Source organism: Flavobacterium sp. UBA2787 (assembly GCA_002352205.1).
Lineage (GTDB): Bacteria > Bacteroidota > Bacteroidia > Flavobacteriales > Flavobacteriaceae > Flavobacterium.
The window spans coordinates 147978-161229 of sequence record DEHZ01000004.1 but is presented as its reverse complement, the minus strand read 5'-3'; the positions used below and the strand labels follow the sequence as shown (position 1 = coordinate 161229).

12 protein-coding genes are annotated in these 13252 nt (G+C 33.2%); 3 read left to right on the top strand and 9 right to left on the bottom strand.

Translation table 11 applies throughout. From position 1 onward, the window contains the following. The first annotated feature begins 33 nt into the window (after positions 1-33). Positions 34-1404, top strand: a complete 1371-nt coding sequence (locus B4N66_RS03585) for an alpha/beta hydrolase-fold protein (RefSeq protein WP_291092407.1) — start codon at positions 34-36, stop codon at positions 1402-1404. A 226-nt stretch (positions 1405-1630) separates the two neighbouring features. Continuing rightward, entirely contained in the window at positions 1631-2587 is a 957-nt protein-coding gene (locus tag B4N66_RS03580) for a fasciclin domain-containing protein (protein ID WP_291092406.1), read from the top strand. Positions 2588-2647: 60 nt separating this feature from the next. Here the strand turns inward: B4N66_RS03580 and yidC are convergent, their stop codons facing one another. The 5 genes from yidC to truA all read right to left on the bottom strand — a co-directional run bounded on the left by yidC (position 2648) and on the right by truA (position 9139). Then, positions 2648-4540 carry a membrane protein insertase YidC gene (gene yidC, locus B4N66_RS03575; RefSeq protein WP_291092404.1) on the bottom strand — a complete coding sequence of 631 codons (1893 nt, stop codon included), beginning with the start codon at positions 4538-4540 and terminating at the stop codon, positions 2648-2650. A 32-nt stretch (positions 4541-4572) separates the two neighbouring features. Further along, the gene (locus B4N66_RS03570; protein WP_291092402.1) at positions 4573-6192 is read right to left on the bottom strand and encodes a CTP synthase; all 1620 of its coding nucleotides are present in this window, start codon (positions 6190-6192) and stop codon (positions 4573-4575) included. Between the two features lie 161 nt (positions 6193-6353). Then, complete coding sequence (locus B4N66_RS03565) at positions 6354-6584, bottom strand: DUF3820 family protein (protein ID WP_291092400.1); 231 nt, start codon at positions 6582-6584, stop codon at positions 6354-6356. Positions 6585-6653: 69 nt separating this feature from the next. Further along, positions 6654-8402, bottom strand: coding sequence for an ABC transporter ATP-binding protein (locus tag B4N66_RS03560; protein WP_291092398.1), 1749 nt, complete (start codon positions 8400-8402; stop codon positions 6654-6656). Further along, a complete protein-coding gene (gene truA, locus B4N66_RS03555) occupies positions 8399-9139 on the bottom strand; it encodes a tRNA pseudouridine(38-40) synthase TruA (protein WP_291092396.1) in 741 nt (246 codons plus the stop codon). Before truA ends, B4N66_RS03560 begins: the two co-directional genes overlap by 4 nt. 184 nt (positions 9140-9323) lie before the next feature. Between truA and B4N66_RS03550 the strand changes: the two genes are divergently transcribed. After that, complete coding sequence (locus B4N66_RS03550; RefSeq protein ID WP_291092394.1) at positions 9324-9821, top strand: metallophosphoesterase family protein; 498 nt, start codon at positions 9324-9326, stop codon at positions 9819-9821. Here the strand turns inward: B4N66_RS03550 and B4N66_RS03545 are convergent. The 4 genes from B4N66_RS03545 to B4N66_RS03530 all read right to left on the bottom strand — a co-directional run bounded on the left by B4N66_RS03545 (position 9818) and on the right by B4N66_RS03530 (position 13138). Further along, positions 9818-11569 carry a sensor histidine kinase gene (locus B4N66_RS03545; protein WP_291092393.1) on the bottom strand — a complete coding sequence of 584 codons (1752 nt, stop codon included), beginning with the start codon at positions 11567-11569 and terminating at the stop codon, positions 9818-9820. The two genes, B4N66_RS03550 and B4N66_RS03545, sit on opposite strands and share 4 nt — an antisense overlap. After that, positions 11562-11867: a hypothetical protein gene (locus B4N66_RS03540; RefSeq protein WP_291092391.1), complete on the bottom strand. Its 306-nt coding sequence runs from the start codon at positions 11865-11867 to the stop codon at positions 11562-11564. Before B4N66_RS03540 ends, B4N66_RS03545 begins: the two co-directional genes overlap by 8 nt. A 2-nt stretch (positions 11868-11869) precedes the next feature. Next, the gene (locus B4N66_RS03535; protein ID WP_291092389.1) at positions 11870-12532 is read right to left on the bottom strand and encodes a response regulator; all 663 of its coding nucleotides are present in this window, start codon (positions 12530-12532) and stop codon (positions 11870-11872) included. 195 nt (positions 12533-12727) lie between these two features. Then, a complete protein-coding gene (locus tag B4N66_RS03530; RefSeq protein WP_291092387.1) occupies positions 12728-13138 on the bottom strand; it encodes a DUF4293 family protein in 411 nt (136 codons plus the stop codon). Positions 13139-13252: the final 114 nt, after the last annotated feature.

Sequence of the window (13252 nt, the reverse complement as noted above, 5' to 3'; positions counted from 1 at the left end):
AATTTGAGGTTATACCATTTAACATTCAAAACTATGAAAAAATTTCTACTTGTTTTCATTTCTATTTTTTCCATTTCATTTTATGGTCAAGTAACGCTGAGAATAACTTCTATTCCAGGAAACACACCATCTGAAGCAACAATCTATTTGGCCGGAAGTGTGAATGGTTGGAATGCAGGTTCCAATGATTATATTTTGCAACCGGATGGATTTGGAGCGTATGAAATCACAATTCCCGAAGGAACTGGTACTGTTGAATATAAATTTACACGTGGTAGTTGGGCAACTGTAGAAGGAAATGCTTCCGGTGGTTTTTTACCTAATAGAAACTTCAGTTTTACAGGTTCGCCACAAACATTGACTTTAACCATTCAATCTTGGGAAGATCTTGGCGGCGGAAATAATAGTACAGCAGCTGCCAATGTTCAGATTTTGAGTTCTAATTTTTATATGCCGCAATTAGACCGAAATAGAAGAATTTGGTTGTATTTGCCACCTGATTATCAAACTTCCACAAAGAATTATCCGGTTTTGTATATGAAAGACGGACAAAATTTGTTTGATAATTTAACTTCTTTTTCAGGAGAATGGGAAGTGGATGAAACCTTGAATGCACTTTTTGAACAAGGCGATTATGGAGCTATTGTGGTTGGTATTGACAATGGCGGAGGCGAACGCTTAAATGAGTATTCACCTTGGGTAAATGCACAATACGGGGGCGGTCAAGGAGATGAATATATGGAGTTTATTGCTGAAACATTGAAACCATATATCGATGAAAATTTCAGAACTCGAACAGAACCGCAGTTCAATGCCTTAATTGGAAGTTCGATGGGGGCTTTAATTGCCACGTATGGCGTTTGTGAATATCCAAATTTGTTTCGGAAATTAGGTTCATTTAGTCCAGCCTATTGGTTTGCTTTGGATGATTTGAATTCCTATTTAAACACACCGATTGATTTATCTAATCATAGAAGTTATTTTGTTGCCGGACAGAATGAATCATCTACTATGGTAACAAATACAAATAGTATCAAAAATGCAATGCAAAATAACGGAATGACTTCTGATAATACGTTGACAAAATTTGATTCGTATGGAACTCACTCAGAAAGTTATTGGCGTGGCGAATTTGAAGCTGCTTACGAATGGCTGTTTATGGATGAAAATTTATCTATTGACTCAATCCAACCAAAAAAGCCGATTTTGATTCAAACATTAAGTGGAAAACTTTGGGTAGACGGATTTGAAGATAATACAACTTTTGAACTTTTTACTGTAACCGGACAAAAAGTTACTTCTTTAAAACTTGAAAACGGAATGAATACTTTACCTGACAATATTAAAAGTGGTATTTATATTTTAAAATCTGAAATGATGAATTATAAAGTATTCAAAAAGTGATTTTTTAAATTTTGTTTATTAAATATTTGTTAAAATTAAACAAATATAAAAACCATAGCGTGCTTAAAAAATTCTAAAAACGCCTTATAAAACAAGTACTTTTAACCGATTGCTTGATTTTTTTTTATTTTTATTTTTTATTTTTGTTTATAGTATGTCTAAAAAGATTAAACAACATTAAAAATAATTCCTATATTTGTATCGAACAATAAAAAACTCAATAACTATGAAAAATGGAAATTTTTTAAAATCGGTACTTTTTGCTTTTTTAGCGATTACTACCTTTTCATGTAGCGACGATGATGACGCTGGTGCTCCTCAAAGTAACACCATTGCAGCCATTGCATCTCGCACACCGGATTTAAGCATTTTAGTGCAAGCTTTAGACCGAGCAGGTTTAGTTGCTGCAGTAGATGGAACAACAGCATTAACTGTTTTTGCACCAACTAATGATGCTTTTGAAGACTTTTTAGACGACAATGGATTTGCAAATTTAAATGCTGTTCCAGTTGACGTTTTAAGACAGGTTTTATTAAACCACGTTGTAGCTGGAGCTGTACAATCTACACAGTTATCAACAGGTTACATCGAAACAAGTGCTACTTTTGGTGGAACCCCGACTGGTAACGCATTGAACATGTATGTAAATACTGCCGCAGGTGTTAGACTAAACGGTGTTTCTTCTGTGGTGACTCCAAACATTATTGCTTCAAACGGTGTAGTTCATGTGGTAGATGCTGTAATTGGATTGCCAACTGTTGGCACATTTGCAAAAGCTGATGGTAACTTTTCTGGTTTAGCAGCAGCATTAACCGCACAAGGATTAGTACCTACTCTTGAAGGAACTGCAGGTTCTCCTTTCACTGTTTTTGCACCAACTAATGCTGCTTTTGCTGCTTTAGATGCAGAAATTCCGGGTGTAGTTGCCTCCTTGTCCTCAGATGAATTAACAGCTGTTTTAACTTACCACGTTGTTGCTGGAGCAAATGCTTTATCAACATCATTAACACAAGGTCAAGTTTTAACTACGTTTGAAACTGGAACTCTAACTGTAGGATTAACTGGCGGTGCTAAGTTAACAGACGAAAGAGGTAGAATAACAAACATTGTGGCTGTTGATGTACAAGCTGCAAATGGTGTAATTCATGTTTTAGACAATGTTTTGTTACCAACTTTTGATTAACAACAATTTATTTGCTATGAAAAAGAAAAGCTCCGAAAATCTCGGAGCTTTTTTTATAGTTTATTTTTTCTTTAAATTCTTTTGCTTTTCAGCCTCTTCCATCATTTCCTGCATTTTGCGTTGGAAGCGATTCATTGTTTTTGGCTTCGTTTTATTCTCTTGAATCTTAGCGTGAATTTTTTTGTCATCGATAATGTAGTTTTTAATCACTAACATAATCCCTATGGTAATGGCATTCGAAATGAAGTAATACAAACTCAAACCAGAAGCAAAATTGTTAAAGAAGAACAACATCATTAACGGAGAAATATAAATCATAATCTTCATGATTTTACCCATATCCGGCATACCTTCTTGTGGTGGAGCACTCATCGCTTGATCTCCTGTTGTCATTTTCATATAAAAGAAAATAGCAATAGAAGCTAAAATCGGGAACAAACTCACGTGATTTCCGTAAAAAGGAATGTAAAATGGTAAATCGATAACCGAGTCAAATGACGATAAATCATCTGCCCAAAGGAAACTTTTTTGTCTTAAATCAATTGCTGATGGGAAGAAACTAAACAACGCATAAAACACCGGAATTTGCATTAAAGCCGGCAAGCAACCCGCCATCGGATTTACTCCTGCTTTGGAATACAATTTCATTGTTTCCTGTTGCTTTTTCATCGGATCTTTTGCATATTTTGCTGTCAATTCTTGAATTTCAGGACGCAAAACTTTCATCTTAGCTTGAGAAAGATAAGATTTATAAGTGAAAGGCGACATCACAATTCTAACCAAGATGGTTAAGATGATGATGGCAATTCCGTAAGGTAAAAACCCAATTAATAAGTCAAAAGTGGGTATGAAAATGTATCGGTTAATCCATCCGAACATTCCCCATCCAAGCGGAACAATTTCATCAAGATTTTTATCATAATTATTTAAAATATGATAATCAGCCGGACCGTAGTACCAATTCATATCATAATTAAGTTCACCATTTTTAAACGCTAACGGAACTGATGCTTTAAATTGTTTAGTGAATAAAGTATCAATTTCTTCGTCTTGAACTAAATTTTCTGAAACAACTACAGCTTTTTCAAAAGCCGTATCTGTCATTAAAACTGAAGTGAAAAAATGTTGTTTGAAGGCGATGTAAGTTACATCATCAGGATCATCCATTTTTGAATCCCCTTGACCTAAATAATCATCTTTACCATTTTCATATTCAAAAATCAATTCGGTGTAACGATTTTCATAGCTTACACTTTTCTCATTTCGGTACGTTTTGATTTTCCAATCTAAATTTACCGGATTTGAGGAATTTAAAACCGTATTTAAACCTTGTGAACGAATAGCGAAATCGAGCATATATTCTTTTGGTTTCAATACATAACGGTATTCTAAAAACTGGTTTGCACCAGCTTTTAAACGAAAAGTTACGACCTGATTTTCACCTTCTTTCGTTAAAGTTGGTTCAAAAAATAGATCTCTTGTGTTTAATGTACGATTATCGTTGGTTTTTAATTCGATGTTGAAATCGGCATTTCCATCTTTAATTAAATGAACAGTTTTACCCGAACCTTTTTTAAATTGTTCGAATTCTTTCATTTCGGCTTCCACGATATAACCACCTTTGTTGGCAATTTTCAATCGTACCACTTCATTTTCGATGGTTGTAAATGCTTCAGTTGCAGATGGAAGTGAGGCAGAATAAGCAAAAGAACCTAAACTACTTTGCAATTGAGCCACTTGAACTGAATCTGAAACCGGAGCAACCGCTTTTGTTTCTGTTGTTGCAACCTTGGCTGGAGTAGGTTTTTGTTTGGCTTCAACTTGTTCTTGTTGAGCTTTCATAGCTTGTGCTTCGGCTTCTTTTTGTTGACTGTTGTACATCACCCAAATCAGAATTACGAAAATTAATCCGAATCCGATAATCGAGTTTAAGTCTAATTTTTTTTCTTCCATTTACTTACTTATTACTTATTTACGTTTCAAATTTAGGCTGAAACGGATTTATGTTCAACAGCTGCTTTTACAAACCCAACAAAAATTGGATGCGGATTGGCTACTGTACTTTTATATTCCGGATGGTATTGAACTCCGATAAAAAACGGATGGTTATCCACTTCGATAATTTCAACCAAACCGGTATCTGGATTGATACCACTTGCTTTTAAACCTGCTTTTTCTAATTGATCTTTAAACTGACCGTTAAATTCAAATCGGTGACGATGACGTTCTTCAATTTGAGATTTCCCATACATCTGATGAGCCAAACTTCCTTCTTGAAGATCACATTTCCAACTTCCTAAACGCATTGTTCCGCCTTTGTCGGTAATTGTTTTTTGTTCTTCCATCAAATCAATTACGGCGTGCGATGTTTGTGAATTCATTTCGGTTGAATTGGCATCTTCAAAACCTAAAACAGTTCGAGCATATTCAATTACAGCCATTTGCATTCCCAAACAAATTCCGAAAAACGGAATATTATTTTCTCGAACGTAACGAACTGCTTCAATTTTTCCTTCAATTCCTCTTTCTCCAAAACCTGGTGCGACTAAAATTCCATCGAAATCACCAATTTTTTCTGCTACATTCGATTTATCAATATATTCTGAATGCACACTTACAATGTTCACCTTCGTTTCGTTTGCAGCACCTGCGTGAATAAACGCTTCTAAAATTGATTTATACGAATCTTGCAATTCAACATATTTTCCAACCAAACCAATGTTTACAGTATGCTTTGGATTTTTCAATTTAAACAAAAACTCGTTCCATTGTTTCAAATCCGGAGTGGTTTTTTCGGGTAAGTTCAATTTTTTCAAAGCGACTTTATCCAAACCTTCTTCCAACATTAAATTCGGAACATCATAAATCGTTGATGCATCAATCGATTGAATAACCGCTTCACGTTTTACATTACAAAACAATGCCAATTTCTGACGTAATTCATCTGATAATTCGTGTTCCGTTCTACAAACCAAAATATCCGCTTGAATTCCACTTTCCATCAAGGTTTTTACGGAATGCTGTGTTGGTTTTGTTTTCAATTCACCTGCTGCAGCCAAATATGGAATCAACGTTAAATGAATAACGATTGCATTTTCTTCACCCAATTCCCATAACAATTGACGAACTGACTCTATGTACGGCAATGATTCAATATCACCAACAGTTCCGCCAATCTCTGTAATTACGATGTCAAAATTACCTGAATTACCCAACAACTGCATTCTTTCTTTAATTTCGTTGGTAATGTGTGGCACAACTTGCACCGTTTTACCTAAAAATTCGCCTCTTCGCTCCTTTTCAATCACAGAAAGATAAACTCTTCCGGTGGTTACGTTATTAGCTTGCGAAGTAGGTACGTTTAAAAATCGTTCGTAATGACCTAAATCCAAATCGGTTTCTGCACCATCATCTGTTACATAACATTCTCCGTGTTCATAGGGATTTAGTGTTCCCGGATCGACGTTGATATACGGGTCGAACTTTTGAATGGTTGTTCGATAACCTCTGGCTTGCAATAATTTTGCTAACGAAGCCGCAATAATTCCTTTTCCTAAGGAAGAAGTTACGCCGCCGGTAACAAAAATATACTTTGTCTGATTCATTGTGTTGTTGTTTGTTGTTGTAGTTGTGTGTGATGAATTAATAGAATATACTTTAATGCAAAACGGTGCAAAAGTACGATTTAATTAGTCAATGTAAAAATGAAATATTGAGATTATGATGTAATAATTGAATTAAAAAAAAAATCATTCCAATTCAATCGTTAAGGCTTTGGAAATTTGACTTTTATGGTTCGAATTAAATGTTCTAAACCGTTTAATTTGAGTTCATAAATCAATTGAAGTTGTTGTCCAAGTTCTCCTTTTGGAAAACCTTTGTTGTGATACCAAACTACATAATATTCAGGAAGATCAATCAAATATCGACCTTCGTATTTACCGAAAGGCATTTTGGTGTGGGCCAATTTGATGAGTTGTTTTTGTTGATCGTCCATGAAGGGTGATGGTTGTTTGTTCTCGGTTGTCTGTTGATGGTTATCTGATAACGTACAACTGACAATTTTTTAATGCTCGCTTACAAATTGCGAATCATATAAGTTTTTATAAAATCCTTTATCATTTAATAAAAGTTCTGAATGTTTGCCTTGTTCCACAATTTTCCCTTTATCCATCACAATGATTTTATCAGCATTCACAACAGTTGCAAGGCGATGGGCAATGACGATGGAAGTTCTACCTTTGGTGATTTTTTCGGTAGCACGTTGAATTAATTCTTCAGAATAGGTATCAATAGAAGAAGTGGCTTCATCTAAAATTAAAATGCTGGGATTGCTTACATACGCTCTTAAAAAAGCAATCAATTGTCGTTGACCGGATGAAAGCATCACACCGCGTTCTTTTACATTATAATCATAACCATTAGGTAAAGTCATGATAAATTCATCTACACCAATTTTTTTGGCGGCTTCAATCACATCTTGTCTAGTAATGTTTGGATTATCGAGAGTGATGTTGTTCAGAATTGTATCGGCAAACAAAAATACATCTTGCAAAACAACAGCAATTTGTTTTCTAAGACTTTGCAATTCAAATTCATTGATGTTTCTTCCGTCGATGGAAATAGTTCCGCTATTAATTTCGTAAAATCGATTTAATAAATTAATTATCGTTGATTTTCCTGCTCCGGTAGAACCTACAATGGCGATGGTTTCACCCGGATTTACTTCCAAATTGATGCCTTTAATGACTTCTTCATCTTCGATATAGCCAAAACGAACATCTTGAAAAGATAATTTACCTTCAAAATGCGGAGCTTCAACTGTACCGTTTTCTTGCACTTGGTCTTGAATGTCTAAAATGGCAAAAACGCGATTGGCAGCGATCATTCCCATTTGCATCTCATTGAATTTATCTGCAATTTGACGGAGTGGGTTGAATAACATTCCGATCAACATTGTATACGTAAATAAATCTCCAAAAGTGGTTGTGGTATCTCCACCAATCAGAGATAATCCACCAACATATACTACAAAAGCTAAGGTGAAATAAGTAACTAAATCGGCAATTGGAAAGAAAATTGAGTTATACCAAACTGTTCTTATCCAGGCTTTGTTGTGTTTGTCATTAATGACTTTAAACTTTTCATAATCAATTTGTTCTCTCGAAAAAAGTTGAACAATTTTCATTCCGGTTACTCTTTCCTGCACAAAAGTGTTGATGTTGGCCACTTGTGTTCGAACTTCTTCAAACGCTGATTTCATTTTTAATTGAAAAATTCGTGTGGCATAAATTAAGATGGGCATGGCCAAAATTGCAATCCATGAAAGTTTCCAATTCATGAAGAACATGACAAAAATAACGGCAACCATTTTCATTAAATCACTGATAATCATAAATAATCCTTGACTGAAAATCCGTGCAATTGCCTCAATATCAGATACTGACCGAGTTACCAATTGACCAACCGGAGAATGGTCGTAATATTTCATTTTAAACCGAAGCATATGATCAAAAAGCTTGATTCTGATATCGCGAACAATATCTTGCCCTAACCAATTGGCCCAATAAACAAAGTAAAATTGTGATATAACTTCGAGAATTAATACGATTCCCATCAATATAATATAAAACATCAAGCCATGGCTGTCATGGGTTTTGATGTAATCATCAACTGTGTTTTTTAATAAATAGGGGCGAAGAGCGGCAAAAACAGAAAGTCCGATTGCCCAAAATATTACTCCTTTAAACCGCCATTGATAGGGTTTGGTGTAGAATAAAATCCGTTTGAATAATTGAGTGTCAAATGCTTTCATTCGGTGCTGTATGGATATAAAATTTGGGTTAAATAGAGTCCGTGTGCCGGTGCAGAAAACCCTGCTTGACTTCGGTTTTTACTTTCGATGATGTTTCGCAACTGTTCCGGTTCAATTTTTCCTTGGCCAATATTAATCATAGTTCCCACGATTGCTCGCACCATATTTCGTAGAAAACGATCGGCAGTTATCGTAAAAACCAGTTGATTCTCATTTTGTTGCCAAAAGGCATTTTTTATTTTACAGTTAAAAGTAAAAACGTCTGTATTTACTTTTGAAAAACATTCAAAATCTGTGTATTCCAACAAAATTTTTGCAGCTTGGTTCATTTTTTCCAAATTTAAGGGATAAAAATGATACCAACTTAATTCGTTTATAAAAGCATCTTTCGTAGAATGAATATGGTATTCGTAGGTTCGTTCGATGGCATCAAACCGAGCATGAGCTTCTGCATTCACTTCAAAAATGGAATAAATTACAATATCTTTTGGAAGATAGGAATTCAATTTTGGAATCCAATAATCACCATCAATAGCCTCTTCAAAATCAAAATGAGCAAACATTTCTTTGGCATGAACTCCGGAGTCAGTTCTACCGGCAGCCACAATTTCAATTTTATTTTTAAGTAAAAGAGAAAGTGCTTTTTCCAATGTTTCTTGAACTGATACTGCATTGGGTTGCGTTTGCCACCCGTGGTAGTTGGTTCCGTTATATGCTAGTTTGATAAAGTATCTCATATTTCAATCTACAAAGATAATTGAATTGAAATTGTATCAAATTTACGGAGGATATAATTTTACGTTAAACTTTGTCAAGGTGATCGGTAAGAGGTAAAAGGTAATGGGTGATTTATTTCAATTTAGAAAGTCTCCTAAATTTTCTCTTTGTATCTTCGTGCTTTGGTGTCAAAAAAAATAAAAATTGAAAAAAATTCTTCTTCTTTCCGATACACATAGTTTTATTGATGAAAAGATCCTGAAATATGTCCGTTTAGCTGATGAAGTTTGGCATGCCGGCGATATTGGTGATTTGACTGTGACCGATGAAATTAAAAAACTCAAACCGCTACGGGCTGTTTATGGCAATATTGACAACGATAAAGCCAGAATGGAATTTCCGTTGAATAATCGTTTTTTTTGTGAAGGGGTAGAGGTTTTAATTACGCACATTGGTGGTTATCCCGGAAAATATAATCAGGCAATTCGTGAGGAACTTAGAAATAATCCGCCAAAATTATTTATTTGTGGCCATTCGCATATTTTGAAAGTACAATTTGATAAAACGTTGAATTTACTTCATATGAATCCCGGTGCGGCCGGAATTAGCGGGTTTCATCAAGTGCGAACAATGCTTCGATTTGAAATTGACGGTGAGCAAATTAAAGCATTAGAAATTATTGAAATGGAGAAGAAAGCTTAATGATCTGGAATATGTAGTTTGATGTAAACTAATGTTCCTGCATTTAACTTAGAATTGATTGTAATTTTACCTTTTAAGTTTTTAACTCGAGCCTTAATTTGAGTAAGTCCGAAACCGTCGCTATTGTATGTTTTAGTGCTGTCAAATCCTTTTCCGTTGTCTTCTACGTTAATGATAATTTGATTATTACGTTCTTCTAATGTGATATAACCACTGGTTGCTTTACTGTGTTTAACGATATTATTAACGAGTTCTGTAATTATAAAATAAACTTTAATTTCAAATTCTTCGTTATATCTTTTTTGGTTTGAGCCAAAATAGTTAAATGTGAAATTGATAATGGAATTTGAATTTTTTTCACATAAATCTTGCACAGCATAATACAAACCTAATTTTGCCAATACAGGTGGAACTAGTTCGTGTGATAAATCACGAACTTGATCATGTGCTTCTTTTAAAAGCGATCGTGCTTTCAAAATTTCTTCGGGAATTTCATCTTTATGACCAACTAAGTACGCAGACAGATGCAGTCCGGCTGAAGACAATAAAGCACTGATGTTATCGTGAAGAACTTCAGAAAGTTTTTTTCGTTCTTTTTCCTGACCATCAATGGAAGCGTTGATAATGTTTTCTTGAATTTCACTATCTAATTCTTTAATTTTATTGCGTTGCTTTAATTGTAAGTTTTGATAAAAAAAGTAGAAAAGCACTAAACTGAATCCAAATAAAGCCACAAAAATAAAAATGATTTTTTTGTTTCGGCTTTGTCTTTCTTCTAATTGTTTAGATTTTTCTTTATACTCATCTTCTACTTTAGTAATGTTATACTTTGTTTCAATTTCGCGAATTTTATCACTTAGGTTTTCATTATATAATTTCTGACTGTACTCATAAGCTAAAGAGCTATAAAAATTTGCTTTTTTATAATCACCAATTTGCTCATAAGCATAAACTAAGTTTAAATATAACTCAACATAATCAAATGTAGTTAAATCGTCTTTGTACTCATTTTTAATTTTTTCATACGTTTCTGCTCCTTTTTTAAAGTCATTTTCATACTGCATGTAATAATAGCCATAATTGCTTAGAGTCCCAATAATTGAGTTTTTAATATTATGCTTTACAGCAAAATTATAGGAACTGTCTAAATATGACTTTGCATTTTCTTTTTCATTTATTAATGTATAATATACAAAATGATTATTGTAACTAAATGATAGACCCGAAATTGAATTTGTTAATTTATCTAATACAAACTTCTTTTTCATGTAATAATATGAGCTATCAATACTCTTTGTTGTATGTAATCGAAATAAATTATGATAGACATGAATTAATGATGAAGTATCTTTTTCGATTAAAGCAATGTGTTTAGCTTTGTAGTAATTTTTAAAAGCTCTAGCAGTATCACTCACAATTGAATAACGAGTTGCTATTTGTTCAATTATTTCTGCTCTACCTTTCAGTTTATTTTTTTCAGAAATGGAAAGAGCATTATACAGCGTGACTAGGGCTTTTTCATGATCATTAAGTGTGCCAAAAAGTTTTGATTTTCTGACTGAAATTTTGCAAAAGTCAGCGTATTTTTTTTGTATTAAATAATTATCAGATTTTTTTTTCGCATAATTAATTGCTTTTATTAATTCTTTTTTTTCAGAATAATAATCAATCGAGTCAACTTTTGATTGACTGAAAGTAGTTGTAATAACAAAAAAAAGAAGTAGGATATTTAATAAAATTTTACCCATTAACAAAAATTTTCACTTTTGGTTTAGTTGAAGTTCCGTCCCCAAAATCACCGCCAATTGGATTGTAATTTTGTTGTATAAATTGAATTTCTATAATGCCATTAAATTGATTACAAATCTCATTTTCAGTGACATATTTTGATGAAGGTTGTGTTTGACCCTTTTTTAAATTGATTGCTACTGAATATAAACCATCTTTGTGACTTACAACTACATTACAATTTTCTGGGTAACTATAGGTCAAATTATAGCTGTTTGTATCAATTCTCGAAGTAGAATAAGTTCCTAAAAGTTCCATAATTATTGTTTGATTAAGTTGTTTTTGATAGCAAATTTTACAATCCCAATCGTATTTTTAACGTTTAGTTTTTTGATTAAATTTTTGCGGTGAGTCTCAACGGTATTTAGACTGATGGAAAGTTCTTCACCAATTTCTTTTCCACTGTATTCTAAAGAAATAAGCTTCAAAATTTCAAGTTCACGGTCGGTTAACGTAGCGTTTATAGAAATTTCATTAGTAGAAGGCTCTGCTCCATTTCCTGAAAAAGAGCTAAAAATTTTTTCTTGAATGTTTTGAGAAAAATAATCTTTTCCTGAAGCAACACTTTCGATGGCCTCAACAATACTTTCTCCGGCACATTGTTTAGATAAATAACCGTTGGCTCCTAATTTTAAAACCTCTTTGATTAATTTGATGTCATCATAACTGGATAAAATAATCACTCTGCAAGAATGTTTGGTTAACGAGAGCTCTTTAAGTACTTCTATACCGTCTTTTTTTGGCATATTAATATCCATAATTAAGACATTAGCACCATTTGAAAGTATATTGTTTACCAATTCTACTCCGTTTAAAGAATGACCAACTACCTCAAACTTTGAATTCGTTTTTAGTACTGCAAGCATTCCGTCAATCAGAACCTGATGATCATCAGCCAGATGAATTCTTATTTTTTCAGACATGTAATTTTAGAGGTTTGTTTATTATCTTAAGTCAATATCAAAAGTAAAAAAAAATACTAATCTTTTAACAATTTCTGTTATAATTTAGGTAAAGTCACGGTAAAGTCTTAAAATCAGTGAGTTAATTAAATAAAAAAATCCGAACCATTGGTTCGGATTTTTAACGCACTAAAATAAACTAAGTTTACTATATTATTAACGTAGTCTGCCCGACGATTTTACGAGCTTTTCGTCCTTTTGAATAGCGATGTTGGCTAATGCTAAAAACACGATAGAAAGTAAAGGAAGAACTAGCCCAATACCCTTCTTAGACACAAATGGGTCTCCAGATAATTTTGGGGCATACAACACAAATAATAATAATAAAATTATATTTAATATGATATTCATTCTGTTTAGAACAAATTGATGTTGTCTTTTATTATAAGACCCAACAGCTAAAATAGCTAATAAGGTACCAAAACCAAATAAAATTGAAATAGGTAAATCTCCTTGAAAATAAAAAGGAAAACCGTTTTCATCAAACCACAAAGGAAAGAAAAAAGGTAATATCCCTGAACATATGATTGCACCAATAAGGTAAATAGATTGTATTCTTTGTAACATGTTTTTATATTAACTCAGCAAAAATATATTTTCTTTTTTAATAATTGCTATTGTTTATTAAAAAATATTTGTAATATTGCAATGTAAATCTGTTTTTTCTTCATTATAGCAGAT

Excerpts from the sequence above, each read along its gene's own strand:
- yidC (WP_291092404.1), bottom strand. The coding sequence starts at position 4,540 with ATGGAAGAAAAAAAATTAGACTTAAACTCGATTATCGGATTCGGATTA.
- B4N66_RS03570 (WP_291092402.1), bottom strand. The coding sequence starts at position 6,192 with ATGAATCAGACAAAGTATATTTTTGTTACCGGCGGCGTAACTTCTTCC.
- B4N66_RS03585 (WP_291092407.1), top strand. The coding sequence starts at position 34 with ATGAAAAAATTTCTACTTGTTTTCATTTCTATTTTTTCCATTTCATTT.
- B4N66_RS03545 (WP_291092393.1), bottom strand. The coding sequence starts at position 11,569 with ATGGGTAAAATTTTATTAAATATCCTACTTCTTTTTTTTGTTATTACA.
- B4N66_RS03535 (WP_291092389.1), bottom strand. The coding sequence starts at position 12,532 with ATGTCTGAAAAAATAAGAATTCATCTGGCTGATGATCATCAGGTTCTG.
- truA (WP_291092396.1), bottom strand. The coding sequence starts at position 9,139 with ATGAGATACTTTATCAAACTAGCATATAACGGAACCAACTACCACGGG.
- B4N66_RS03565 (WP_291092400.1), bottom strand. The coding sequence starts at position 6,584 with ATGGACGATCAACAAAAACAACTCATCAAATTGGCCCACACCAAAATG.
- B4N66_RS03530 (WP_291092387.1), bottom strand. The coding sequence starts at position 13,138 with ATGTTACAAAGAATACAATCTATTTACCTTATTGGTGCAATCATATGT.
- B4N66_RS03540 (WP_291092391.1), bottom strand. The coding sequence starts at position 11,867 with ATGGAACTTTTAGGAACTTATTCTACTTCGAGAATTGATACAAACAGC.
- B4N66_RS03560 (WP_291092398.1), bottom strand. The coding sequence starts at position 8,402 with ATGAAAGCATTTGACACTCAATTATTCAAACGGATTTTATTCTACACC.
- B4N66_RS03580 (WP_291092406.1), top strand. The coding sequence starts at position 1,631 with ATGAAAAATGGAAATTTTTTAAAATCGGTACTTTTTGCTTTTTTAGCG.